The organism is Demequina sp. NBRC 110051, assembly GCF_002090055.1.
In the GTDB taxonomy this organism is placed as follows: domain Bacteria; phylum Actinomycetota; class Actinomycetes; order Actinomycetales; family Demequinaceae; genus Demequina.
The window spans coordinates 75,134-101,594 of record NZ_BBRH01000013.1; the positions used below are offsets into that span (position 1 = coordinate 75,134).

18 protein-coding genes and 1 tRNA gene are annotated in these 26,461 nt (G+C 68.9%); 11 read left to right on the forward strand and 8 right to left on the reverse strand.

Going from position 1 to position 26,461, the window contains the following annotated elements; all coding sequences use genetic code 11:
- Positions 1–66 precede the first annotated feature (66 nt).
- A complete protein-coding gene (locus tag B7K20_RS07865; RefSeq protein ID WP_084101980.1) occupies positions 67–1,629 on the forward strand; it encodes an SDR family oxidoreductase in 1,563 nt (520 codons plus the stop codon).
- Here the strand turns inward: B7K20_RS07865 and trxA are convergent.
- The gene (gene trxA / locus B7K20_RS07870; protein WP_084101981.1) at positions 1,626–2,000 is read right to left on the reverse strand and encodes a thioredoxin; all 375 of its coding nucleotides are present in this window, start codon (positions 1,998–2,000) and stop codon (positions 1,626–1,628) included. The genes B7K20_RS07865 and trxA overlap by 4 nt on opposite strands.
- Before the next feature lie 149 nt (positions 2,001–2,149).
- Between trxA and B7K20_RS07875 the strand changes: the two genes are divergently transcribed.
- The 4 genes from B7K20_RS07875 (at position 2,150) to B7K20_RS07890 (ending at position 6,038) form a co-directional block, all read left to right on the forward strand.
- Complete coding sequence (locus tag B7K20_RS07875; protein ID WP_084101982.1) at positions 2,150–2,350, forward strand: hypothetical protein; 201 nt, start codon at positions 2,150–2,152, stop codon at positions 2,348–2,350.
- Positions 2,351–2,429: 79 nt separating this feature from the next.
- Positions 2,430–3,338, forward strand: coding sequence for a hypothetical protein (locus B7K20_RS07880; protein WP_144018592.1), 909 nt, complete (start codon positions 2,430–2,432; stop codon positions 3,336–3,338).
- 9 nt (positions 3,339–3,347) lie between these two features.
- Positions 3,348–4,466 carry a class I SAM-dependent methyltransferase gene (locus B7K20_RS07885; protein WP_084101984.1) on the forward strand — a complete coding sequence of 373 codons (1,119 nt, stop codon included), beginning with the start codon at positions 3,348–3,350 and terminating at the stop codon, positions 4,464–4,466.
- 51 nt (positions 4,467–4,517) lie between these two features.
- Positions 4,518–6,038, forward strand: a complete 1,521-nt coding sequence (locus B7K20_RS07890) for an SDR family NAD(P)-dependent oxidoreductase (RefSeq protein ID WP_084101985.1) — start codon at positions 4,518–4,520, stop codon at positions 6,036–6,038.
- Between the two features lie 167 nt (positions 6,039–6,205).
- On the opposite strand, the gene B7K20_RS07895 is transcribed toward B7K20_RS07890, so the two are convergent.
- The 4 genes from B7K20_RS07895 to B7K20_RS07910 form a co-directional block, all read right to left on the reverse strand.
- Positions 6,206–6,279, reverse strand: a tRNA-Pro gene (locus tag B7K20_RS07895).
- A 91-nt stretch (positions 6,280–6,370) separates the two neighbouring features.
- Complete coding sequence (locus B7K20_RS07900) at positions 6,371–6,985, reverse strand: YitT family protein (RefSeq protein WP_234985765.1); 615 nt, start codon at positions 6,983–6,985, stop codon at positions 6,371–6,373.
- Positions 6,986–7,084: 99 nt separating this feature from the next.
- Complete coding sequence (locus B7K20_RS07905; RefSeq protein WP_144018593.1) at positions 7,085–14,968, reverse strand: CshA/CshB family fibrillar adhesin-related protein; 7,884 nt, start codon at positions 14,966–14,968, stop codon at positions 7,085–7,087.
- 127 nt (positions 14,969–15,095) lie between these two features.
- A complete protein-coding gene (locus B7K20_RS07910) occupies positions 15,096–16,313 on the reverse strand; it encodes a cobalamin-independent methionine synthase II family protein (protein ID WP_084101987.1) in 1,218 nt (405 codons plus the stop codon).
- 253 nt (positions 16,314–16,566) lie between these two features.
- Between B7K20_RS07910 and B7K20_RS07915 the strand changes: the two genes are divergently transcribed.
- Both B7K20_RS07915 and B7K20_RS07920 read left to right on the forward strand, forming a co-directional pair.
- A complete protein-coding gene (locus tag B7K20_RS07915) occupies positions 16,567–17,205 on the forward strand; it encodes a Pr6Pr family membrane protein (protein WP_084101988.1) in 639 nt (212 codons plus the stop codon).
- 9 nt (positions 17,206–17,214) lie between these two features.
- Positions 17,215–18,342, forward strand: coding sequence for an NAD(P)/FAD-dependent oxidoreductase (locus B7K20_RS07920; protein WP_084101989.1), 1,128 nt, complete (start codon positions 17,215–17,217; stop codon positions 18,340–18,342).
- 12 nt (positions 18,343–18,354) lie between these two features.
- Here B7K20_RS07920 and B7K20_RS07925 read toward each other — a convergent pair whose 3' ends face one another.
- The 3 genes from B7K20_RS07925 to B7K20_RS07935 form a co-directional block, all read right to left on the reverse strand.
- A complete protein-coding gene (locus B7K20_RS07925) occupies positions 18,355–19,602 on the reverse strand; it encodes an MFS transporter (protein ID WP_084101990.1) in 1,248 nt (415 codons plus the stop codon).
- Between the two features lie 109 nt (positions 19,603–19,711).
- On the reverse strand, positions 19,712–21,661 hold the full coding sequence (locus B7K20_RS07930; RefSeq protein WP_084101991.1) for an acyl-CoA dehydrogenase: 1,950 nt from the start codon (positions 21,659–21,661) through the stop codon (positions 19,712–19,714).
- Positions 21,662–21,685: 24 nt separating this feature from the next.
- Positions 21,686–22,342, reverse strand: coding sequence for a TetR/AcrR family transcriptional regulator (locus tag B7K20_RS07935; RefSeq protein ID WP_159449365.1), 657 nt, complete (start codon positions 22,340–22,342; stop codon positions 21,686–21,688).
- 76 nt (positions 22,343–22,418) lie between these two features.
- Between B7K20_RS07935 and B7K20_RS07940 the strand changes: the two genes are divergently transcribed.
- The 4 genes from B7K20_RS07940 to B7K20_RS07955 are packed head-to-tail and all read left to right on the forward strand — an operon-like array spanning position 22,419 to position 26,429.
- Positions 22,419–23,702 carry an acetyl-CoA C-acetyltransferase gene (locus B7K20_RS07940; protein ID WP_371327877.1) on the forward strand — a complete coding sequence of 428 codons (1,284 nt, stop codon included), beginning with the start codon at positions 22,419–22,421 and terminating at the stop codon, positions 23,700–23,702.
- Complete coding sequence (locus B7K20_RS07945) at positions 23,702–25,051, forward strand: 3-oxoacyl-ACP reductase (protein WP_084101993.1); 1,350 nt, start codon at positions 23,702–23,704, stop codon at positions 25,049–25,051. The genes B7K20_RS07940 and B7K20_RS07945 overlap by 1 nt, the downstream gene beginning before the upstream one ends.
- The gene (locus tag B7K20_RS07950) at positions 25,051–25,899 is read left to right on the forward strand and encodes a MaoC/PaaZ C-terminal domain-containing protein (RefSeq protein WP_144018595.1); all 849 of its coding nucleotides are present in this window, start codon (positions 25,051–25,053) and stop codon (positions 25,897–25,899) included. The genes B7K20_RS07945 and B7K20_RS07950 overlap by 1 nt, the downstream gene beginning before the upstream one ends.
- A complete protein-coding gene (locus B7K20_RS07955) occupies positions 25,896–26,429 on the forward strand; it encodes a thioesterase family protein (protein WP_084101995.1) in 534 nt (177 codons plus the stop codon). The genes B7K20_RS07950 and B7K20_RS07955 overlap by 4 nt, the downstream gene beginning before the upstream one ends.
- The last annotated feature ends 32 nt before the right edge of the window (positions 26,430–26,461 follow it).

Consider the following 26,461-nt stretch of genomic DNA (forward strand, 5'->3'; position numbering starts at 1 on the left):
GAATAGCAGCCTCGTCGGTGGGGGTTTCATCCAGCACACCACCGCCGATGTGAGGGAGCCCTGCCGATGCCCGCCGAGCACCACCCCGAGCCCTCAGCCGACGAACTCCGCTGGCCCTTCGGCACCGAAGACGGCCTCAGCGCCACGCCCGACGACGATGGATCGGCACCGCGAGTGCTCGTGCTCGGCGCCACAGGGTATGTGGGCGGGCGCCTGGTGCCGCGGCTGCTCGCCGGCGGCTACCGGGTGCGTGTGCTCACCCGCTCGGCGAACCGGATCGGTGCGATGCCATGGGCCGCACAGGTGGAGGTGGTGGAGGGCGATGCCGCGGACGAAACGGCGATGAGAGACGCCGTCGCCGGCATCGACACCGTCTTCTACCTCATCCACTCGATGTCGAGCGGAAAGGACTACGGGCGGCTCGACCGCACCATCGCGCTCGGGGTGGCGAAGGCCGCAGCCGCGGCGGGCGTGGGTCGGATCGTCTACCTCAGCGGGCTTCATCCCGACGGTGAACTCTCGACTCACCTCGAGTCGCGTAAGGAGGTGGGCGACATCCTGCTCGCCTCCGCGACGCCCACCATCGTGCTACAAGCGGGCGTCGTCATCGGCGCGGGGTCCGCATCCTTCGAGATGGTGCGCCACCTTACCGAGGTGCTGCCCTACATGCCCGCCCCGCGGTGGGTGCTCAATCACATCCAACCGATATCCATCCGCGACGTGCTCTACTACCTGCTCTCGGCAGCGCGCGTCGAGGAGGACATCAACGAGGCCTTCGACATTGGCGGGCCGGACGTGCTGCGCTACTCCGAGATGATGAACGGCTACGCCGAGGTGGCAGGACTCCCCCATCGCGCCATTACCGCGCTACCGGTCTTCACCCCACGGCTCGCCTCCCACTGGGTGGGACTCGTCACGCCGGTACCTCGACGTATCGCCGTACCGCTCGTGGAGTCCCTGCTACACACGTGCGTGGTGCGCGACGGCGACGCGGTGGCGCGCGTCATCCCGCCCCCGCCCGGGGGCCTCACCCCCTACCGCGAGGCCGTACGCCTGGCTCTGGCCAGGATCGATATCGACGACGTCGAGACGAGTTGGGCCGATGCGACGGTCGTCGGAGCTCCGAGCGACCCCCTCCCCAGCGACCCCGACTGGGCGGGCCGGACCGTCTTCCAAGACGCGCGCAGCAAACGGACCTCAGCCACAGCATCGGCCGTCTGGGACGTCGTCACCCAAGTCGGTGGCGCGACCGGCTGGTACTCGGCCTCGGTGTTGTGGGCGACGCGGGGCCTCATGGACCGCGTGGTGGGCGGGGTGGGTCACCGTCGCGGCCGGCGCAGCCACGAGGCCGTCCGCGTGGGCGACGCGATCGACGTGTGGCGCGTGGAGCACATCGAGCCCGAGCGACTCCTGAGGCTCCGGGCCGAGATGCGAGTCCCCGGCAAGGCGTGGCTCGAACTAGGAGTGACCCCGAGCGGGGATGGCGCGCAGTACTCGCAGCGCGCCATCTTCTTCCCGCGTGGGCTCACCGGACGCCTCTACTGGCTCGCGATGCTGCCTTTTCACGGCCTGGTATTTAGCGGGATGGTCAACCGCATCGTGGCCGAGGCCGAAAAGCCTGCGGCTTAGGCGTTGGCCTCTTCCTGCTGCGCTCGGACCTGGGCGTGGACGGCCTCCATGTCGAGGGCGCGGACCTGGGAGATGAGGTCTTCGAGCTGAGGCGCCATCAGCGCCCCGGCCTGCGCGAAGACGATGACGCCCTCGCGGAAAACCATGAGGGTGGGGATCGAGGTGATACCGAAGGTCGCGGCGAGGCCCTGCTCCGCCTCGGTGTCGATCTTGCCGAAGGCGATGTCGGGGTGGCGCTCGGAGGCGGCCTCATAAATGGGCGCGAACGACCGGCACGGGCCGCACCATGCGGCCCAGAAATCGAGCAGGACGATGTCGTTGTTCTCGATGGTGGAGGTGAACGTCGTGGAGGTGAGGTCAGTGGTAGCCATGAGCCGATTATATACCCCTGGGGGTATTATGGGCGTGAGCGCTCGAGGGTGCCGCACCCCGCGCGCGAGGCATACGATGACACGGCACGTCGAGCACACGCCGGCGACACCCACGCCCTGAACCGCCATACGACACCGGGACACACGCCATGATCAGACTGCCGAAGCCTGGCCGCCGGGTCGTGGTGCGCTACCTCCTGCCCTCGGGGCAGGCGACGGATGCGCTCGGTACCCTCGTCAGCGTCGATGCCCAGACCGTGGTCGTGGAGGCAAGGCGGGGCACTGTGCGCATTGCCGGCGACACCATTGTGGCCGCCAAGGAGGTCCCTCCGTCACCGCCGCGGCGCTGATACCGACCGCCCGCCCCCCCTATGGCACAGTGGGCTCGTGACCGAGTCACCCCTGGTAGCGTCCGCCGAAGCCGTCCGCATGGCCGCCGAGGCCCGTACACGCCTGCGACGGACCACCCAGCAACGGCGAACCACCTCAGCCCTGGTGACGGCGCGGCGCGAGGAGCTGGCAGGACTCGAGCGACAACTGCAGGTGCAGGCGGCCGACGTCGAGAGGCTGGAGCGGCTCTCCACCACGAAGATCTGGGCGACGCTGCGCGGCAATGCATCCGAACGCCTAGCCGCCGAGCAGGCCGAGGTCGACGCCGCCCAGTTCGCGGTGGCCGGCGCCGAGGCACGGCTTGCCAGCGCGCTCGCCGACGACGAGCGCGTGAGTCGCGAGCACGATGCACTGCTCAGCGCCGACGATGACTACGGCGCCGCACTCGACGCCTACGAGGTAGCACTGCATACTTCCGGCGGCCGCGATGCCGCGGAGTTGAAGAGCATCGCACAGGAAGTCGGCGAGGCTCAGGCACGCCAGCGCGAGATCTCTGAAGCGCTGGAAGCACGGGAAATCACGAGCACCGCGCTCGACACCGCCATCGCGAAGCTCGGTAGCGCCGGCGGCTGGTCGACGTACGACACTTTCTTCGGGGGCGGGCTGGTCGCCGACGTCATGAAGCACTCGAACATTGACGCGGCCACCCAAGCATTCGGCGCGGTCAACCGGGCGCTCGAACGGCTGGCCGTGGAGCTCACGGACATCGGGGTGTCGTCGCTCGACGGCGTCAGTATCTCCGACACCTTGGCGATCTTCGACGTGTTCTTCGACAACATCCTCAGCGACTGGATGGTGAGGGAGCGCATCGCACAGGCGCGCACGAATGCGGACGACCTGCGCGAGCGCCTGGACCGACTTGGGGTCGAGCTCGGGGACGACGCCCGGCGCACCTCAACGCGCATCGCCGCACTCATGCGGCGCCGCGAGGAGATCCTCACTGGCTAGGCTTTCTGCGTGAAAGAACTGTTCGAGGAACTGCGGCGGTGGCCCGACGTCGAGGCGCCTGGGCTCGTCGCCGTCGATGCCGCCGACCGGTTGATCCTCGATGAGTCTGCTGAGGTACGCGCGACGACTCCGGCGGGCGGCATCGTGGTGATCAACGACGCCTACGGCGCGCTCACGCTCGGGGCGGCCCATGCCGGCGCGACCGGGATCCGCACGCACATCGACGCGCTCACAGGAGAGCGCGCGCTGGAGGCCAACGCGACACGCGTGGACCTTTCCGACACCTTCCTCGCACTCCCCCTCGACGCCGAGCTCGTCCGCGGCGCACGGGCCGTGCTACTCCGCCTGCCCCGCTCGCTCGACGCGCTGCGCGACATCGCGGGCCTCATCGCCGCGCACGCCCACCCCGACGTCGTCGTGGTTGCAGGCGGGCGACTCAAGCACATGTCAGTGTCGATGAACGCGGTGCTGAGCGAACACTTTGGCACGCTGGACGTCAGCCACGCGCGGCAAAAATCCCGCGTGCTCATCGCCCGCAGGCCCCACGACGGCCTCGATCCAGCGCCGGCCTCCGCGAACGTCGCGGGTCTCGAGGTGCGCGCGTACGGAGGGGTGTTCGCGGGCGCGAGGCTCGACATCGGCACTCGACTGCTCCTCGACCACCTGCCCACGGCATCGGCCGGCGGAACCCCAAGCGATCCGTTGATCGACCTGGCCTGCGGGACTGGCATCGTCGGCGCCTGGATGGCGACGCGCAACCCCGACGCGCACGTGTACGCGTGTGATCAGTCGTCGGTCGCCGTCGCGTCCGCACGGGAGACGATGCTCGCCAATGGCCTCGAGGACCGTGTCACCGTGGCGCGTGACGACATGCTGGGCGCCAGGCCCGACGCCAGCGCGTCGTTCATCGCGCTGAACCCGCCGTTCCACTCCGCCGCCGCTGTGACCGATCTGATCGCTCCCCGGATGTTCGCTGACGTCGCCAGGGTGCTCAGGCCCGGCGGCGAGCTGTGGTGCGTGTGGAACTCCGGGTTGAGGTATCGGTCCCTGCTGGAGCGTGCCATCGGCCCCACCGAGCAGGTGGCCCGCAACGCGAAGTTCACGGTGACGGTCTCGACTCGGCGCTGAACTCTTCCTTGCCGGACTCCGTGCCCGGCGCCCGTCGGTAAAATAGAACGAGTGTCCACACCGCTCTCACCCGCCGACCGCCAGCACCGCATCGACCCCACGGACCTCGAGACCACACTGCGTGTCCTCGGCTCCCTGAGCGACGTCGACGAGAGCGACCCCGACTTTGTGGCGGTCCGCAACGCGACCGCGCACATGATCAAGGCGGTCAAGCAGAGCCGGCGGCGCGAACGCCGCGCGACCATCGCCGCCAACGACACTGCCGTCGTGGCCGCGACGGCGACCGGGGCATCGGACCGTATCGACGACGAGACGCGCGGCCTCACCCTCGAGGCGCGCGCGGCGACCCCAACAGCCGGCGAGTACCTCAAGGCGCGCCCGTGCTACATCTGCAAGCAGAAATACACGGTGGTCGACGCGTTCTATCACCAGCTGTGCCCCTCCTGCGCCGAGACGAGCCACGCCAAGCGGCACGCGAGCACGGACCTGCGCGGGCGCCGCGCCCTCCTCACCGGCGGCCGGGCCAAGATCGGGATGCACATCGCGCTGAGATTGCTACGCGACGGCGCCGACCTCACCGTCACCACGCGCTTCCCGCGCGACGCCGTGCGGCGCTTCGCGGCCATGCCCGATGCCGGCGAGTGGCTGCACCGCGTCACCGTCGTCGGCATCGACCTGCGTGACCCCGCCCAGGTCGTCTCGCTGGCGGACTCCGTCGCGGCGGGCGGCCCGCTCGACATCCTCATCAACAACGCGGCCCAGACGGTCCGCCGCTCCCCCGGCGCCTACGCACCCCTGGTCGACGCCGAGTCGGCTCCGCTCGAGCATGGACTGTGGGCCGATGGTGCCGGGCCCCGGTTGCTCACTTTGGGGCGCACCACCGATGCGCATCCGGTGAGCATCGAGGCCTCCGCAGCCACGCACCCGCTGCTGGCGTCCGCTCACCTGGCGGAGGTGGGCTCGCGCGAGGCGCAGCGGCTCACGGACCAGGCGCTCGCGCCGGGGTCGTCGTCGCTGGCCCGGCTCGCCGATGGCACGGCCATCGACGCGGGAGGCCTGGTGCCGGACCACCACGACACCAACTCGTGGGTACAGGCGGTCGGCGACGTCACGCCCCTGGAGCTTCTTGAGGTGCAGCTGTGCAACTCGACGGCACCGTTCATCCTGATCAACCGCCTGCGTCCGGCACTTGCGGCGGCGGCCGCGGTATCTGCCTCCGGCCGTTCCTACGTGGTCAACGTCTCCGCGATGGAGGGCGTGTTCGAACGCGGCTACAAGGGACCGGGCCACCCGCACACGAACATGGCGAAGGCCGCGCTCAACATGCTCACGCGCACCAGCGCCCGGGAGATGTTCGAGTCCGACCAGATCCTCATGACCAGCGTCGACACCGGCTGGATCACGGACGAGCGCCCGCACCCCACCAAGATCCGGCTGGCCGAGGAGGGCTTCCACGCGCCGCTCGACCTCGTGGACGGCGCCGCTCGCGTGTACGACCCGGTGGTGCGCGGCGAGGCCGGCGAAGACCTGTTTGGGGTGTTCCTCAAGGACTACGCGCCGTCGAAGTGGTGACGTCGGGACCGGTGTGTCCCGATAGACATTCAGGGCGAACCTGCGGGAGTCAGGTGTCGCACGACGGTGCACTCCGCGCGCATCTCAGCGCCGACCCGCGCGTGCGCAGATAGAAAAAAGAGCCGCCCTTCCCGGCGTTTACCAGGAAGAACGGCTCCATTTCTCGGTCGGGCTGACAGGATTTGAACCTGCGACCCCCTGACCCCCAGTCAGGTGCGCTACCAAGCTGCGCCACAGCCCGAAACCGGCCTTATGCGAGGATCGGAACCCTCGTTTGGACCGGGAAACAGTCTACACAGCGTCCGGACCGTTTTTGACCACGAAGACCCGCGTCAACCGAAATAGCGCCCCGGCCGGTGGTTGATCGCGAGGGTCAGGTTCAGCAGCACGGCACCCACGATCGAGCACAGCAGGATGGGTAGCGGCACCAGCGCGAGCGATGCGAGCACCACCACCAGGTCCAGCGCACCCTGCACAAACCCAGCTCGCCAGCCACGCGTCTCCTGCAGCCACGCCGCCAAGATGCCGAAGCCGCCCGCGGACGCGCCATGGCGGAAGATGATCAGCATTCCCACGCCGATGGCGAGGCCCGCGAAGACGGCCCCATAGAGCGGGTTCACGTCGCTGACATCGAGGTACACCCCGTGGACCGACGTCAGCACCGAGATCAGCGTCACCGAGATCAGCGTCTTGATGGTGAACGTCCACCCCATGCGCCGCACCGCAAGCCAGTAGAACGGCAGGTTGATCACGAAGAAGATCAGCCCGAACGAGGCGCCCGTCCAGTAACTTCCCAGGATCGCGACGCCCGCGAGGCCGCCCGACACTCCCCCGATCTGGTCCAGCAAGAACAGCCCGAAGGACATCATGAGCGCGCCGGTGGGGATGGCGAGCACGTCCTCCCACAGCGCGTGCTTTTCTGCAATGGGCGGGTCGACGACGGACACGGAGGACCTCCAAGGGTGGTGAGGCAGACGGTGGGTGCGCGGGTCGCGCGCCGCACTATGGTGCCAGAGCCGTGTGTCCGTCAGGTATCACGCTTGGGGTTACGCCTCCCTGCGCCGGCCGAGGCCCACCACCGCGGCTCCAAGAATCGTGAGCAAGGCTGCGAGCCCGGCCCACGGGATCCACGCATCGGGACCGGAGGTCCCCAACACGCCACCGGACCCGCCGCCGCCCGGCGTGACCGGTTGCTCCGGGTCGACCGGCACCACCGGCGGCACCTCGATCGGCGTGCTTGTCTCACATTCACCCTCGGCGACGCAGGTGCCACCGATCTCTCCGTCGGGGGCGACCACGTTGTCCATCGTGAGGTCACCCTCGACGGGGTCGTCCACCGTCACGGAGTACGTGACCGTGACGGACTCCCCCGCGGCCAGCGGCCCGCTCCACGTCAGATTGGGCGCGTCGAACGTGGCCGTCCCGGTGGAAGCGTCCGCGTCGTCGTTATAGGAGGCGTCGTCGAGCACCTCGGTGAGGTCGTCGACGAACGTCGCGGGAACGTCGTCCGTGTAGTCGGCGGTGCCCGTCGACGTGACGGTGACCGCGTAGGTCACCACGTCTCCCGGCGCGGCCTCGGTCACGTCGACCGCCTTCGCCACCTCGTACATCCTGATGGGCGTGATGGTTTCGCAGTCGAGTGCTTGCGCGGCCGCCGCGAACAGGAGCGGTTCGTCGGCCGTAGGCACCGCGCACTGCGACCCAGGCGGTCCGACCACGCTATTGAGCAGCACCATGTCGCGACCGGGCGGATCGTCGACTGTCACCGAGTACGTGACGGTGACCACCCCATCGACCGCGAGAGGCCCACTCCAGCTCAGCATGGGTTCATCGAACGACACCTCGCCCGCATCGGCCATCGCATCGTCGTTGTACTTCGCGTCGTCGAGGACCTCGGTGAGGTCGTCCGTGAAGGTGGCGGGCTGGTCGTCAGTGAAGGGTGCCGTGCCCGTGGATTCCACTGTCACCGTATAGGTCACCACGTCCCCGGGGGAGGCGGCATCCACGTCGACGGTCTTGCCGACCTCGAGTATCCGGATGGGCGTCTCGACGTGGCAACCCTCTGGCCAGGTGACATCACCGGCGCTCGCGCGCGGCGTGGCGGCGAAGCAGTTGGATTCGGGCGGGCCCAGCACCGCGTTGTCGAGGATGATGTCACCGCCGGGCGGGTCGTCCACCGTCACCGAGTACGTGATGGTCGCCGTCTCGCCGATGCCGAGCGCCCCGGACCATGTCACCAGGGGCTCGGCGTACGCCACCTCGCCGGTGCTCGCCGCCGCGTCGTCGTTGTACGTCGCGTCATCGAGCACGTCGGTCAGGTCGTCCTCGATCTCGGCGGGGTTGAGGAACGTGTACGGCAGGAAACCGGAGTTCGTCACCTCCACCGTGTAGGTCACCGTGTCACCGACGGTGACCGAGCCCTCCGGGTCCGCGGTCTTCAGCACATCCAGCGCGCGAAGCGTGTGGAACTCGATGCAGTCGGGGTCAAGCGAGACTGCGGATGTGCAGTTCGACTCTGGCGGCCCCTGGACCACGTTGGCGATGGAACCGTCGCCGGTCACGGGCTCGTTCACGACCACCGTGTAGGTGATGGTGACGTCGCCGCCCACGGCCAGCGGACCGGTCCAGGTGAGCTCGAGTCCGATGACGGAGACGTCGCCGTCGGAGGCCTGCGCGTCGCCCTGATAAGTCGCATCGTCCAGCACGCCGCTGAGGTCGTCCGTGATGACCGCCGGGTCCTCCTCGGTGTAGGCGACCTGACCGATGTTCGTCACAGTGATGGTGTACTCGATCGAGTCTCCCGGCTGGACGCGAATCCCCGTGTCGGACGTCTTCACGAGCTCAAGAGCCCTCACCGGAACCTCGGTCGTGCAGGCTTCGTCCTCGGAATCAGCCTCGCAGTTCGACTCGGGCGGCCCCAGCACCACGTTGGTGAGGATGCCGTCACCCGTGAGCGGGTCGTTGACCACCACGCTGTACGTGATGGTGACCGTGTCGCCCACGGCAACCGGGCCCGTCCAATTCAATACCGGACGCGAGAACGTGAAGCCACCGGCCGATGCCGTGGCGTCGCCGTCGTACGTCGCGTCGTCCAGGATTGAGCTCATGTCGTCGGTGACGCTCGCCCGCGTGTAGTCGACCTGGCCGATGTTTTCGATGGTGACCGTGTACGTCACCGTCTCGCCCGGCAGCACCTCGTCGTCCGGGTCCGCGGTCTTGACGATCTCGAGCGCCTTGACCGGCACCTCCGTCGCACAATCAGGATCCGTCGACTCCGCCTCACAGTTCGACTCCACCGGACCCGTCACCACGTTATCCAGCAGCCCGTTACCCGTGAGCGGATCATTGACCGTCACCGAATACGTGATCGTCACCGTCTCACCCACAGCCACCGGACCCGACCACGACAACTCAGGCGACGTGAACTCCCACTCACCCGCCGAAACCGTCACCTCGCCATCCCACTCAGCGTCATCGAGCACCGCGGTGAGATCGTCCACCACCTCAGCCGGAGCATCGGCCGTGTAATCCACCTGACCGATGTTCTCCACCGTCACCGTGAACGTCACCGACTCCCCCGGCAACACCTCACCCGCAGGATCAGCCACCTTGAGGATGTTCAAAGCCCTCACCGGCACCTCGGTCACACAATCAGGATCCGTCGACCCCTCAGCACAATTCGACTCCGACGGCCCCACCACCGCGTTATCCAACAACCCATCACCCTGCAGAGGGTCATACACCGTCACCGAATATTGGACGGTCACGGTGTCGCCGGCCTCGATGGGGCCGGTCCACGTCAGGATGGGCTCGTCGTAGTCCGCGGTGCCCGCGCTGGCAAACACGCTGCCGCCCCAAAGCGCGTCGTCCAGCACCTCGGTGAGGTCGTCGGAGACCACCGCGGGGTCGTCGTCCGTGTAGTCCACCACGCCGGTGTTCTCGATAGTGACCGTGTAGGTCACGGTGCCGCCAGGGAGGACCTCGTCGCTTGGCGAAGCCTGCTTGGAGATCTTGAGCGCGCGGATGGGATTGGGCTCCACACAATCGGGATCCGTGGTCTCGGCGCTATCGCAGTTCGACTCCGGCGGTCCAACCACCACATTGTCGAGCACGCCATCACCGCTGAGCGGATCGTTGACCGTCACCGAGTAGGTGATCGTGACGCTCTCGTCCACCGCGAGTGGCCCCTCCCACGTGAGCACCGTTCCGGTGTAGTCGATGGTGCCCACCGGAGCGCTCGCGTCGTTGTTGTACTCGGCGTCGTCGAGCAGCGCGGCCAGGTCATCCGTGATGCTCGCAGGGTTGTCCGCGGTGTAGTCCACCTCGCCGGTGTTCGTCACGGTGATCTGGTATTCGACTCGTTCGCCGGGCTGTACCGAGCCATCGGAGTTCGAGGTCTTCTCGAGCTGGAGCGAGCGCACCGGCACCTCAGTCGAGCAGTCCGGATCGATAGAGTCCGCTTCGCAATTCGACTCCGGTGGTCCCAGGACCGCGTTGGTCAGGAGCCCGTCGCCGGTGCGGGGGTCGTTGACCGTGACGTCATACGTGATCGTCACCGTCTCGTCGACCGCGACCGGCCCGGTCCAGGTCAGCGTGGGCCTCACATACTCGGCTGCTCCCGCGGTGACCGTGATGTTGCCGACCCACAAGGCGTCGTCGAGGACGTCGGTGAGGTCGTCGCTCACCGTGAGGTCGGTGTAGTCGACCTGGCCGATGTTTTCGATGGTGACCGTGTACGTCACCGTCTCGCCCGGCAGCACCTCGTCGTCCGGGTCCGCAGCCTTGACGATCTCGAGAGCCTTGACCGGAACCTCCGTCGCGCAATCAGGATCCGTCGACTCCGCCTCACAGTTCGACTCCACCGGACCCGTCACCACGTTATCCAGCAGCCCGTTACCCGTCAGCGGATCATTGACCGTCACCGAATACGTGATCGTCACCGTCTCACCCACAGCCACCGGACCCGACCACGACAACTCAGGCGACGTGAACTCCCACTCACCCGCCGAAACCGTCACCTCGCCATCCCACTCAGCGTCATCGAGCACCGCGGTGAGATCGTCCACCACCTCAGCCGGAGCATCGGCCGTGTAATCCACCTGACCGATGTTCTCCACCGTCACCGTGAACGTCACCGACTCCCCCGGCAACACCTCACCCGCAGGATCAGCCACCTTGAGGATGTTCAAAGCCCTCACCGGCACCTCGGTCACACAATCAGGATCCGTCGACCCCTCAGCACAATTCGACTCCGACGGCCCCACCACCGCGTTATCCAACAACCCATCACCCTGCAGAGGGTCATACACCGTCACCGAATATTGGACGGTCACGGAGGCGCCGATCGCAAGGTCGCCCTCCCACGTGAGGATGCCGTCGAGGAACGATGCCGATCCCGAGGACGCCGTGAGGTTGCCGTCCCACTCGGCGTCGTCGAGCACCTCTGAGAGGTCGTCGGTGACGGTGACGTCGGTGTAGGCCACCTGTCCCACGTTGTCGATGGTGACCGTGTACGTCACCGTCTCGCCGGGCAGCACCTCATCGGCAGGGCTGGCAGTCTTGACGATGTCCACGGCGCCCACGGGCACCTCGGTGGCGCAGTCGGGATCGGTGGAATCCTCGGAACAGTTGGACTCGGACGGCCCCACGACGACGTTCGCGAGGACCCCGTCGCCCAAGTCGGGATCGTCGACCGTGACGGTATAGGTGATGGTGACCGTCTCGTCCACCGCGATGGGACCAGTCCACGTGAGCTCGGGGCTGACGAACTCTGCGTTACCGCCCGAAACGGTGATGTTGCCGTCCCAGGTCGCATCGTCCAATACCTCGCTGAGGTCGTCCGTCACGACCGCGGGATCGTCGGCGGTGTACGCCACCTCACCCACGTTCTCGATGGTGACGGTGTAGGTCACCTGGTCGCCACGGAGTGCCTGGTCCGCAGGGTCGACCTCCTTGGTGATGTCAAGCGCGCGCACCGGTACGGAGGTCGAACAGTCGGGGTCGGGCGACAGCGCGCCCGCGTCACAGTTGGACTCCGGCGGGCCCACCACGGCGTTGTCAATGTAGCCGTCGCCGCTCAGCGGATTGGTCACCGTGACCGAGTACGTCACCGTCACGGTGTCGCCTGCTTCGACGGGGCCTTCCCACGAGAAGTCAACGTCGACGAGCTCCGTGGTGCCGGCCGTCACCGTGACGTTGTCGTCCCACTCCGCGTCGTCGAGCACGTCGGAGAGGTCGTCGGTGAATGAGGCGGGATCAAGGTCGGTGTAGTCGTACGTTCCCGTGTTCTCGACGGTCACGGTGTAGGTGATGGTGTCGCCGGCGAGGACCTCGTCAGCCGGCTCCGACGTCTTCGTGATCTCAAGGGCGCGGATGGGGTTGGGCTCAATGCAGTCCGCATTGTTGGTCTCGTCGGGATCGGTGCAGTTGGACTCGGAGGGTCCCACCACGACGTTGAAGAGGCTGCCGTCACCCTCGAGAGGGTCGTCGATGACCACGGTGTAGGTGATGTCTACCGTCTCGCCCACTCCCAGTGGACCCTCCCAATGGAGGATCGGGCTATCAAAGCTCGCCGTGCCGACGGGGGCGTCGACGGTGCCAGGCTCGGCATCGTCGAGCACTTCGGTGAGGTCGTCGTCAAAGCTCGCAGGGTCGTCGTCGGTATAGGGCACCTGACCGGTGTTCGTCACGGAGATCGTGTACGTCACCGTGTCGCCGGGACGGGGACCGTCGCTGCCGTCGGAGGTCTTGATGATCTGGAGCGCGCGGACGGGTACCGAGGTCTCGCAGTCGGGGTCCGTGGATCCTGCGGCGCAGTTGGACTCGTCGGGTCCGACCACAGCGTTGTCGAGGAAGCCGTCGCCGCCGGACTCAGCGGGATCGAGCACCGTCACCGAATAGGTGATCTCCGCGCTCGCTCCCGGCGCAAGCTCGCCCTCCCAACTCAACGTGGTGTCGGTCACTGTTGCGGTGCCGGGGTCTGCCGCCACGTCGTCGTTGTAGGTGGCGTCGTCGAGCACGTCGGTCAGGTCGTCGGTGAGCGTCGCGGGGTCGTCGGCCGTGTACGGCGCCTGGCCCGTGTTGGTCACCGTGATGGTGTACTCGACCACTCCTCCGGCGAGGGCCTCGCCTGCAGGGTCAACGGACTTGGTGATGACCAGGTCCTTGATGGGGACCACCGCGGTACAGGACGGGTCGGCGGAGTCCTCGGCGCAATTCGACTCCGCGGGACCCACCACCGTGTTGTTGAGCGAACCGTTGCCCTCGAACGGGTCGTCGACTTGGACCGTGTAGGTGATGGTGGCGATCTCGCCGAGTCCCAGCGGACCACTCCAGCTGAGCACGTCGCCTTCAAGCGACACAATGCCGATGTCGGCTTGTGCTTCCGGCACGTACGTCGCGTCGTCGAGCACATCGGACAGATCGTCGGTGAAGGATGCGAGCACGTGCTCATCGTCATACGGCACCTCGCCGGTGTTCTCGACGGTGATGGTGTACTCGACGAGGCCGCCGGGCAGCACCTCGTCAGCCGGGTCCGCCTCCTTGGCGATGGTGAGACCCGGATCTGGCAGGTCGACGTAGATCGGGTAGTCCTCGACCTCACCACGGCTGGTGAGGCCGTTGGGGCTCGAGGCACCCTCGGCGGTGTCGGCGATGCGCAGGCGCAGGAAGGTCGGGTCTACCACTGTCTGGACGGCATCGTCGGGCACCGTCCACGTCAGGGTGACCGTGCCGTCGGAACAGGTGACAGGCCCCTGGCGTTCGGAATCGTCGAAGGTGCCGTTGTCGTTCCAGTCGATCCAGCCGGCCACCTCGCCCGTACCCACGCATGAGGGGGTGAGGCTGAAGGTCTCGCCGTAGTCGGTGTCCACGACGTCCGGCGGCTCGATGCCGTCCTCGTCCGTCGCCGGGTTTCCGGTGGTGTCGTCGAGGTCAGCGTTGGCGCTGCCGACGTAGCCGCCGTCCGAATCCACGGTGGACCCGAGGATGGGCTCGTATCCACCGGGGGCTCCCAAGACAAAGGACTCGTCAGACACGTTGGTCTCGCCCTCGGGAACCTCGCCGCCGTTCCACACCGACTGCAGCAGCGCGCCGGCGCCAAGGTAGCGGATCGGTGCGTCTCCGAAGTCGGCCTCGAATACCACACCGAGGGCTACGGCACTCACGCCGCCGCCCTGCATCTCGACCGAGGCGCCGGTCGCGCCCTCCATGAAGCCGACCGCGATCGGACCGTAGGTGTTGTTTGCCTCGGCACACTGTTGGCCATTCGAATCGAGCCGCAACGTCAGACCCTCGCGCGTCGCCATCGTGGACGTATCACAGCCACGGATGCGGTCGATGACCCGCCACGTCGCGTCCGGCTGATCCGGGGTCGCCTCGATGTACTCACCTTGAGACTCGTTGTTGCTTTCCGCGTCGGCAAACACCAGTCCGGCAACATCCACCGGCACCGGATCCGCACCCAATCCGGAAAGCGTCACCTCGCAATCGAAGTCAAAGTTCACCACCGCTCGACCCGTACCGGTGACATTGGCGATGCCCGACACCAGTTCGTTGGCCCCGTCGATCCCGCCGATGTTGTACAGGTTGTCGAGCGCGTCGCCGCGGTAGTTGCCGGGCCGGTAGGCCTCGATGCCCCCCGGGTCTCCCCCAATGCCGGAGATGGTGCAGGTCGTCGCGAGCACGTTGGCGCCCACCGTGCGCCGGTTGGTCACCGTGGTCCCCTCGGCGATGGGCGTGCCGTCATCGCCCCATTCGAACCAGTCGATGTAGCCCGGGTACAGGCCCTCGCCGCCCTCGGCGTAGCGAGCCTCGGCGGGCGGGCTCACCACCACAATTCCCAGCAGGAGCGCAGCCAGCACGATGAGCGAGGGGATCCCCCGCCGGCGCAGCACTTCGCCCGAACGATGGCGGTGGGGTGCTCGGCGCATGTCAACCTCCCGTAGGTGGGGACCTGCGTCCAAAGTACGACGGTCTGACCTATTACGCCTGTTATAGGTAGAAGTACGAAGGCGCCGGCTCCCCGCAGGGAACCGGCGCCGCCAAATGTGGAGAGCCTTAGCCGCCGATGCGCTGGGCCGCGAGGCGCGCGCCCTCGCCGAGCGAGGCAAGCTTGGCCCACGCAATCTGCTGGTGCACGCGACCGCCCAGGCCGCAGTCGGTCGAGCCGACCACACGGTCGGGACCCACGATGTCCACGAAACGCTCGATGCGGTCCGCGACTAGCTCGGGGTGCTCCACGACGTTGGTCGCGTGGCTCACCACGCCGGGCACCAGGATGGTGTCCTCGGGGATCGACACGTCTCGCCAGGCCTTCCACTCGTGCTCGTGACGCACGTTGCCCGCCTCGAACGAGAACTCGCCCGCGTTGATGGTGAGCAGCAGGTCGAGGATGTGACGCAGCTCGAGATCCGTGGTGTGAGGCCCGTGCCACGATCCCCAGCAGATGTGCAGGCGGACCTGCTCGCGCGGCAGGCCCTCGATCGCGTGGTTGATGGCGTCGATGCGGGTCTGCAGGAACGCGCGGTAGTCCGCGACGGACGGCTCGGGGTTGACCTGATCCCAGCTCTCCGCGAGCGACGGGTCGTCGAGCTGCACCGTGAGGCCGGCGTCCGTGATCGCCTTGTACTCCTCGCGCATGACGTCCGCCCACGCCCAGATGTGCTCGGCCTCGTCCTTGTAGTGGACATTTCCGATGCGGGCCGCCGAGCCCGGGGCGAGGGACGTGAGGAAGCCGTGGGTCTGGCCCGTCGCATCCATCGCGCCCTTGAGGTTGGCGATGTCGGCCCCGATGAGGTCCTGGCCGCGGTACGAGATATCGGAGACGGTCAGCGGCCAGAACGGCGGCTCGCCCAGGAGCACGCCGGAGGACGGGTCCTGGTAGGCCTCGGCGAAGGCCACCCAGTCGCGGCGGTCGTTCATCGAGGTCAGCTGCACGTTGCCGGGGGTCGAGCGGACGGGCTCGGGCATGGGCGCATCGGCCGGGGGCAGCGCCAGACCCGCCGTGCGCTGGAACGAGTACGACCACCAGGCACCGAAGTCGTGCGACGCGGTCATGGCCTTGCCGTACTCGCCGTCGCCCACGCGAGTGATGCCCGCCTCGAGTTGGCGCTTCACGAGCGCGGTGACGGCGGCCGCGGCGGCCTCCTTGTACTCGTCGGTCTGGACCAGCGTGAAGCCGTCCTCGGCGACAGTAAGGGCCTTGGTGGCCTCGACCAACTCGGCCGAGCGCGGCAGCGAACCCGCGGTCGTGGTCTCGATGGTGACGTCGGACATACTTCCTCCGTTGTGACGGCGGCGCGCGAGAGCACGCCTGATTTCCAGGTGTCTCGCGCCAGCAATGTCCGCGCGGAACGCGGATCCGAGGCCTCGTTTGATGCGTGGCGACAGGCACCATTGTGCCCGGTTTCGCCGCGACCGCGAGCCAGCCGGGCGCTCGCGGCCACCACACGCACTCAATCTCGACATTTCCCCACGACACGGACACAAGTTGTTCAGGTTTTCGTAAAGTTCAGGTAATGTGCGACGCGTGAGCAACGTCGCCACCATCCGGATTCTGCGCCTTGGCGCCGCCCTAGCGATTGCCGTGTCGCTGGGGTTCCAAGGCTGGGCCGACCTCACCCACGGAACCTTCACGTGGGGCCAACTGCCCGGCTACTTCACCCCACTCGCCGCGATTGCCGGCGTCGTGGCCCTCACGGCATCGGCATTTGCGGGTCCGGGCGAACGCGTCTGGCTCTCCCTGCTGAGGGTCAACGCCGCGACCTACCTCGTCATCGCCGGCGCGGTCTATTGGGCGGTCCTCGCCCAGCACGCCACCCCCCTCTTCCCGTGGGCGAACGCCGTGCTCCACGGCGGCGCAGGCGCGGCGCTCGTCGTCGACTGGCTCCTCGTCGGGCGACGCCGACGCCTGCCCGTGTCCACCTGGTGGACCGTGCTCTTCGTGCCGGCCGGCTGGGCCACCTTCCTCCTGGTGCGGGCCCTTCGCGACGGCTGGGTCCCCTATCCGTTCCTCGACCCCAGCCGCGGGCCCGCCGCGATCGCCACCACGCTCTGCGTCATCGCCGCCGTCGGTCTCGCGGCGGCCGCGGCGCTCCATTGCTGCACCGGCCTGCGCGTGGTCCAGCCCGCCCGCGCGGATTTGCCCCCAGGCGACACCCAGGCGTAGACCTGTCCCGTGACCCCCGCGCCCCCACCTGTCCTGGTCATCGGCGCGGGGCAGGCAGGACTCTCCGTGGCCCACCACCTGGTGCGCCGAGGCTTCCAGCCCGACACCGACTTCACCGTCGTGGACCGCGGACCCGGCCCCGGCGGCGCGTGGCAACACCGGTGGGAATCGCTGCGGCTGGGCGACGCGCATCGCATCGCGGACCTCCCCGAGATGGCCGCCGCGGGCGTGACCTTCGCGAACGCACCCAGCGAGCCTCCGGCCCGGGCCGTCGTCAGCGACTACTACGGCAGGTACGAGCGCCACCTCGACTTGAGAGTCCGCCGTCCGGTCGACGTCACCGCGGTGAGCCGCTCCCCCGAAGGGGGCTTCGCCGTCGAGACGGCCGATGCGGCAGTCACCTTCTCGCCCCGCGTGGTGGTGGGCGCGGTGGGCACGTGGGGAAGCCCCCGCCAACCCGGAGTACCCGGCGTCGACGACTTCAGGGGGCGCCAGATCACGACGCCCGAATTCGTGTCGAGCGACAAGTTTCGCGGGCTGCGTGTGGCCGTCGTCGGCGGCGGGGCCTCTGCCCTCGGGTTTCTCCGCGAGCTCGAGGGCGTCGCCGCCGAGGTGACGTGGTTCACCCGTCGCCCGGTCACGTTCCACCGAGGCGAGTCCATGCTGCGAGCCGAGCTGGGGCGCGAAGCCGTCCGGCTGCAGGACCAGGCGGCACGTGCAGGGCGCCCTCTACCCAGCATCGTGTCCACCACGGGTATGCCGATGACGCCGCCGATCGCGCGCATGGACCGCGCCGGGCTGCTTCATCGCCAGGCTATGTTCTCGCGCCTTACCCCCGACGGTGCGGTGCTCTCCGACGGGGGATTCCTCGCCCTCGACGCGATCATCTGGGCACTGGGCTTCGACGCGGACCTTGGGCCCTTCGCGCCCCTCGGGGTGTCCGCGCGCGAAGGGGTACGCGTGGAACACGGCCACGCCGTGGACGTGCCGGGGCTGTTCCTCGCGGGCTACGGGCCGCAGGCCTCGACCATCGGCGCCGACCGCGGCGGAAGGCGCACGGCGCGCGACATCGAGACGTACCTGGGCGACGGAACGTGGCCCCCTACGCCCGCGGCGCGCCGTACGGCGGCCGGCTGACGCATCGGCCGTCTAGACGACGCGCGCGGGAACCGGCTCGCCCTCGACGGCGCCGCGGACGGCCGCGCGGCGAGTGACCGCGAGCCCCGCGAGGGCGCACAGCACACCCGGCACGCACAACACCAGTCCCACCCAGGTGGGAGCCAAATACCCCAATCCGGCCGCGAGCACGGCGCCACCCAGCGCCGCGCCGATCGAGTTGCCGATGTTGAGCGCCGAGTGATTGAGTGCCGCCGCCATGGTCTGGCTGTCGCCCGCGACGTCCATGAGCCGGGTCTGGATCGCGGGCGAGAGCGCGGCCGCGGAGCCGCCCACGAGGAACAGCCCGGTGAGCAGGCCCACCAAGGAGGACGCGGTGACGATCAACAATGTGAGGGAGACGGCGAAGGCGCCGAACAGCCAGAAGATGGCGCGGATCGCACCGGAATCCGCCATGCGTCCACCGACGAAGTTGCCCACCGTCATGCCGACTCCCACCGTCATGAGGGCGATGGGGACGAACCCCTCGGACGTGCCGGTGATCTCGGTCGCCAGCGGCGAGACGTAGCTGTAGACGGCGAAGAATCCGCCGAATCCCAGCGCGCCCGTGAGCAGAGCGAACCACACGGCCGGACGCGCGAGCGCGCCGACCTCGCGGCGAATGGTCGCGTGGGGGTCGCCGGGGCCGTGCGGCAGCGACAGTGCGATGGCGACGGTGGCGAGCGCGAACATGCCCGCGACAACCAGATAGGCCACGCGCCAGCCCGCGGACTGGCCCAGCGCCGTGACGGCGGGCACGCCGACCACGTTGGCAATAGTGAGGCCCGCGAGCACGAAGGCGGCGGCCTGACCGCGACGTTCCGGCCCCATGAGCGAGGCGGCGACGAGGGCCGCGATGCCGAAGTACGCGCCATGCGGCAGTCCGGCGACGAACCGTGCGGCGATGACCGTGCCGAACGTGGGCGCGAGGGCGGACGCGACGGTGCCGAGCGTGAAGACGGCGGCGAGCACCGTGAGCACGGTCTTGCGCGGGAAGCGCGCGGAGGCAGCTGCGATGGTGGGCGCTCCGACCACCACGCCGGCGGCGTAGGCGGAGATCACCCAGCCGGCGCGCGACAGCGCCTCCTCCTGGTTGGCCTCCCAGACGCCGGGCAGCAGGTCCCGAGCAATGTCGGGCAGCAGTCCCATCGCCACAAACTCGGTGGTGCCGATGCCGAAGCTGCCGATGGCGAGCGCGAGCAGCGCCCAGCGCGTGCGGGCAGGGCTGAGAGACACGGTCATGTGGGGACCTCACGGCGAGCGGGACTAGGACACGCTCAACGGCGAGCACTGCCAGAGTAATCCCTGGCAGTGCTCGCCGTTTCTGACCGTCAGTCGGATCGCCCTCCTGCTAGACCTTGAGGATCGCCGCCCCCAGCCACGACTCGGGGATGCCCATGCCCTCGACGAGGGCGAGCGTGTGGGGACGCAGGCGCCGGCACAGGTCGTCCACCTGGGCTCCGATGGCCTTGGAACGCGCCGAGCTGATGCGGTTGTGCTCGAGGAACCAGGCACGCTGCTCGTGAATCGACGTCAGCGCATAGAGGCTGCACACGTCGTCGAGAACGGCGCGCGTCTCGGAGTCCTCGCAGGACTCGATCGCCGCGACGAAGGCCTCCAGCACCAGCCTGTCGAGATGAGCGCGGGCGACGAACTGCACGTGCTCGCCGAGCGCATTGAAGGCCTCGAAGGAGTCGCCGCCGTCCTTGGCCGCCGCGCGCATCCGCCGCGCAAGCGACTCGAGGGAGTGACGCGCGCGCTCCTCGAACATGAGCGCGTGCCAGCGGCGGTCCGTGAGGGTGGTCTCCTCGGGCTTGCGGCGCACGGCATCGGCCAGGCGCTCGAGCACCAAGTTCGCCGAGGTGGCCTCGACGAACTGGCCGCCGGCCACGCGCGCGGTGGCCTGCACCACGCCGGTGCGGTCGAGTTCGCCCCATTCGCGCCGGTAGTCGGTCAGCAGCGCCTTGGTCACCGACTGCAGCAGCACGGTGTTGTCGCCCTCGAAGGTTGCGAAGATGTCGACGTCGCGACGCATCTCCACCAGTTGGTTCTCGCTGAGATAGCCCGCCCCGCCGCACGCCTCGCGCGCCTCCTGCACGGCGTCGTTGGCGAACCAGGTGGTGAGCGCCTTGAGCCCCGCGGCGCGGGTCTCGAGGTCGCGCTGCTCGGCCTCCGTCGACTGCTCGGGGCCCTGCACGTGGACCAGCGCCTCAATGAGCTCGTTTTGCGCAAAGCCCAGCGCGTAGGCGCGGGCGATACGCGGCAGCAGCCGCTTCTGATGCACCAGGTAGTCCATGAGGAGTACCCCACCGGGCCGCCCGGCCGCGGGAAACTGCCTGCGAGTGAGGGCGTAGCGAGCCGCGATCGACAGTGCGCGCCGGGCGGCGATGCCCGCGCCGCCACCCACGCACACGCGCCCGCGCACGAGCGTGCCGAGCATGGTGAAGAAGCGGCGGTTGGGGTTGTCGATGGGCGAGGCGTACGTGCCGTCATCAGTGACGCCGCCATACCGGTTGAGCAGCATGCGGCGCGCGACGCGCACGTGGTCAAAGCGGATCGTGCCGTTGTCCACGCCCAACAGCCCGCCCTTGTGTCCTTGGTCGCCCGTGGTGATGCCGGGGAGGTCCTCGCCATCGTCGTCACGCAGCGGCACCAACACCACGTGGACGCCGTGACAGACCCCGTCGACCCACAGCTGCCCGAACACCGCGGCCATCGTGCCGTCCTTCGCGGCATTGCCGATGTACGCCTTGGTGGCGCCGGGCGTGGCCGAGTGCACCTCAATCTCATCCGTCTCTGGCAGGTACGTCAGCGTGGTCTCGAGGCTCTGCACGTCCGAGCCGTGCCCCAGCTCCGTCATCGCGAAGCCGCCGAGCAGGCTGAGGTCCGTGATGCCGGGCAGGAACGTCTCGTGGTGCCACGCGGTACCGAGATTGGTGACCGCACCGCCGAACAGGCCGAATTGCACTCCCGACTTGATGGTGACCGACAGGTCGCCGTGAGCGAGCATTTCGAACGCCATCACCGCCGTCAGGGGGTCGGATACCGAGTTCTTCCCGTCGGGCACTCCCGCGTGACCGAACCCGTGCTCCTCGAGCTCGCGTAGGCGCCCCAGGGTCCAGGCGCGCGACTGCTCCACGTCGAGTTCCGGGTCACGCAGCATCCCCTGGGACGGGAACGTGGCGCGGCCCACCGAACGCTCGCTGGCATAGGGGCCATCGAGCGCGTGGCGCAGCCGCGAGCCGAGCGCGGTGAGGCTTTCGTGGTGCACGGGCGAGGCCGTCTCGTCGGTCAACGTCATTGTCGATCCTCCAGATGTCGGGGCTTAGGTAGGGATGGCCGATGCGGTGGTGGGCGGGGCCGGGTCGGCCGCCGTGGCGGCGGCAAAGGCAGGGGTAAACAGCGCGCTAACGCGCGCCACCACGGCGGCGCGCGGCTCACGATCGGGGTCGTCCATCCAGCGGTCGGCCACGGCCTGGATGAAGCCCACGATGCCGTGGGCCCAGGTGGCCGCCGTCGCGGCGTCCACTCCCTGGGTGCCTGCACGCGCCACGATGACCTCGGCCACCGATTCCGCGATGACCGCGGGGACGCGGCCCGCGGGATCGACCGCGCCCGCTCCCCCGGCGCCGTTCATGACGAAGCGGTAGATGTGGGGGTCGCGCTCGACGAGGGTGAGGTAGCCGTCCGTGAGCGTGTCCGTCAGTCGGGCCAGGTCGCTGAGGTCGGTCATCTCAAGCGCGGCCGTGAGGTCGGCTCGAATATAGGCATGCACCGAGTCGACCACGTCCGCATAGAGCCCGGCCCGCCCGCCGAAGTGCCGGTAGAGCACGGTCTTCGAGGTGCCGGCGCGTCCGGCGATGTCCTCGAGGCTCACCCCAGGGCCGTGCACGCGGATGGCGCGCAGGGCGTGCGAGACGAGCTCGCGCTTCCTGTCGACGCGGTGCTGATCCCAGCGTGCGTCCCTGCCGTCGGTGGCCATGACCCCACCATACCCGGTACCGCGAGTATCTGCTACCGTGAGTATCACGTACATCGGCACTGCCGAGTTCCCGCCAATGATGGAGGCACGTGTGACCCACAACGCTGTGGTGCTCGGGGGCAACAGGATCCCCTTCGCGAAGGCCGGCGGCCCCTACGCCGAGGCCTCGAACCATGACCTACTGACCGCCGCTCTCGACGGCCTTGTTGCCCGCTTCGGCCTCGCCGGCGAGCGCCTGGGCGAAGTCGCCGGCGGTGCGGTGCTGAAGCACCCCAAGGACTTCAACCTCACCCGCGAGGCGGTGCTGAGTTCCGCGCTGTCTCCTGCTACCCCCGCGTGTGACCTCCAGCAGGCGTGCGGCACGGGGCTCGAGACGGTCGTCTACGTTGCGAACAAGATCGCGCTGGGACAGATCGACGTCGGCATCGGCGCGGGCGTGGACTCGGCCTCCGACGCCCCCATCACCGTCAGCGACGGCCTCAAGCGCGCCCTCCTCAAGGCCAACCGCGCTCGCTCCGCCGGCGAGCGCGTGAAGGCACTCGCGGCGATTCGCCCCCGCCACCTCGCCCCGCAGGCGCCCGGCGTCGCCGAGCCGCGCACGGGGCTGTCGATGGGAGAACACCAGGCCCTCACCACCGAGCGCTGGGGCATCGGCCGCGCGGAGCAGGACGAGCTTGCCGCCGCGAGCCACCATCACCTCGCCCAGGCGTGGCAGGAGGGCTTCTTCGACGACCTGGTAACGCCGTACATGGGCGTGACCAAGGACGCCATCATGCGCCCCGACACCACCGTCGAAAAGCTGGGCTCGCTGAAGCCCGCCTTCGGCGGGCCCGAGGGCACCATGACGGCCGGAAACTCCACAGCGCTCTCGGATGGCGCCGCGGCCGCGTTGATCGCCAGCGAGGACTGGGCCGCCGCGCGCGGACTGACAGCCTTGGCCCGCATCGTGGACGCCGAGGTCGCCGCCGTGGATCACCCCGGCGGAGCCGATCTTCTGCTGGGCCCCGTCGCCGCCACCGGCCGCATGCTCGCCCGGCGCGGGCTCACCCTCGACGACTTCGCACTCGTGGAAATTCACGAGGCGTTCGCCTCGACGGTTCTCGCCACCCTCAAGGCATGGGAGGACGCCGACTACTGCCGCTCCGTCGGACTCGACGGGCCCATCGGCACCCTGGACCGGTCGCGCCTCAACGTCACCGGCTCGTCCCTCGCGGTAGGTCACCCCTTCGCCGCCACGGGAGCGCGCCTAGTGCCCACCCTCGCCAAGCTCCTCCACGCGCGCGGTCCCGGGTCCAAGGGCCTGATCTCCATGTGCGCCGCGGGCGGGCAGGGCGTGGTCGCGATTCTGGAGGCGGTGTGATGAGCGCACTCGAGAAGGCCTTCACGTCCAGGCCAGGCAAGGCCATCGCCGCGAAGGCGGGCCTCAAGGAGCCGCCGCGCCTGCGTCGCGGTCGCACGTGGCCCGAGGGCGCGATTGTGTTGGCCGAGATCGGCGGCGGCCTCCTCGCCCGCGAGGCGCTTGCGCGCCTGGGCCGCTCCGTCGAATCGCCCGTCGTGGACGACGGCCAGGAGCCCGCGCCCGGCTACGGGAGCCGCATCGGTGCCCTCGTGGTGGACGCGACGAGCCTCGCCCACATCGACCAGCTCGAGGAGCTGCGCGCCGTCCTCAGGCCAGCGGTGCGCGGCATCGCCCGCTCGGGACGCATCGTCATTCTCGCACGGCCCGCCCACGGCGACTGGGAGCAGCGCTCCGTCGCACGCGCCCTGGACGGCATCAACCGGACGGTGGCGAAGGAGCTGCGCGGCGGCGCGACCTCCACGCTGCTGCGCCTCGACCCCGCGGCCACGGCGGACGACCTGTTCTCCACGCTCGGGTTTGTCCTGCAGGGTCGCTCCGCCTTCGTGGACGGCCAGACCTGGTCCGTGGGCCACGCCGACAACCCGGCGACAGGGCTCGACGACCTCCCGCTCGACGGCAAGGTGGTCGTCGTCACGGGAGCCGCCCGCGGCATCGGCGCAGCGATCGCCCGCACGCTCGCACGCGATGGCGCCCGCATCATCGCCGTCGATATTCCCGCGGCGGGCCAGGCGCTCGCCGCCGTCGCCAACGAGGTGGGCGGTTCCGCCCTCCAGCTCGACATCACCGCCGAGGACGCCGGCCGCCGTATCGCCGAGCACGCCGCCCGTGGTGGCGGCGGCATCTATGCCGTTGTCCACAACGCGGGCATCACGCGCGACAAGATGCTGGTGAATACCGACGCGGCGCGCTGGGCATCGGTTCTCGACGTCAACCTTGCCGCGCAGATGAGGATCAACGAGATCCTGCTCGCCCCCGAGACCGACGGCGGCATCGTCGACGGAGGGCGACTCGTGGGCATCGCCTCGACCTCGGGCCTCGCGGGCAATAAGGGGCAGACCAACTACGCCGCCTCGAAGGCGGGTGTGGCGGGACTGGTCGAGGCGATGGCGCCGGATCTCGTCGCACGCGGCATCACCGTCAACGCGGTCGCCCCTGGCTTCATCGAGACCGAGATGACCGGCAAGATCCCCTTCGTCCAGCGCGAGATCTTCCGCCGCTCCAACTCCCTGAGCCAGGGCGGCCAACCCGTCGACGTCGCCGAGACCATCGGCTACCTCATCGACCCCGGCTCGCAGGCGGTCAGTGGGCAGGTCATCCGCGTGTGCGGGCAGAACCTCGTGGGCGCCTGATGTCTGACACCGTGACCCTCGATGCGCCGCCGGGGATGGGTGCGTCGTTCGCCCGCGCGCTCATTCCCAGCCGCGCGTCCGACGCGAGCGTGCCCTCCCACGAGGTGGTGTTGTCGGGGCTGTCCCAGGACCGGCACCGGCTCGCCGACTACGCGCGCGTCACGGGTTTCACGCTGCGCGACCACGTGCCGCCCACGTGGATTCACGTCCTGGCATTCCCGCTTCACGTGCACCTGCTCGCCGACCCCAAGGCCACCGTGAGGCTCGTGGGCGCGGTTCACGTCACCAACGCCATGCGCCTGCACCGGCCGGTCGGGGTCGATGAGCCGCTCGATCTCGCCGTGCGCGCCGCCGCGCCCCGCGCGCATCGCCGCGGCGCACTGGTCGACCTCATCGCGCGTGCCGAGGTGGCCGGCGAGACGGTGTGGGAGGGCACCAGCACGTACCTCGCCACCGGCATGCGTGCTCCAGGGACGCCCGACGAATCCGGCCGGCCGCACTTCGAGGCGGGGCCCGCGCAGGGCATATGGCGCCTGCCCGCCACGCTCGGCCGCGACTACAGGCGGGTCTCGGGCGACCCCAACCCCATCCACACCTCGCGCGTCGCCGCCAAGGCCTTCGGCTTTGCGCGTCCCATCATCCACGGCATGTGGACGCATGCCCGCGCACTCGCCGCGCTCGAGCAGCGCCTGCCGGGCGCATACGCGGTCGAGGTCGACTTCGTGAAGCCCGTCCTCCTTCCCGGGACGGTCGCCTTTCGCGCGGCCGATGCCGCGGGCGGCTGGGACGCCGACGTCACCACGCGCGACGGCACCAAGCCCCACCTCAGGATGCGGGTGCGGCCATGAATCTGTGGTGGCGGCTGCTGTGGCTACGGCTGCGCCTCCGGGCGCACCGATCCGAACCCCTGTCGCTGTGGGACGAGGCCGTCACGCCGTTCCGGGTCGTGCCGACGGACCTGGACGTCCTGGGCCACATGAATAACGGTCGCTACCTCACCCTCATGGATCTCGGCAGGCTCGACCTCATGGTGCGCTCGGGCTTCTGGGCCGACCTCCAGCGCCGCGCGTGGTTCCCCGTGGTCGCCGGACAGACCATCACGTTTCGCAAGGAGCTGCGGCTCGGGACGAGGTTCGACCTTCATACACGGGTGATCGGCCTCGACGAACGCTGGGGCTACCTTGAACAGCGCTTCATGGTCGGCGACACCGTCCACGCCCATGCGCTGGTGCGCACCCGGTTCCTTCGCCGCTCTGGCGGCACCGTCGACCACGACGACCTCGAGGCCGCCATCGGCGGCCTTCCGCCGCACCTGCGTGTCGACGACTGGATGCGCGAATGGACGGCCCACACTCGCGTACCCTCATCCCAAGCCTGACGGTCGTGTAGTCCCCACCCATCGACATCAAT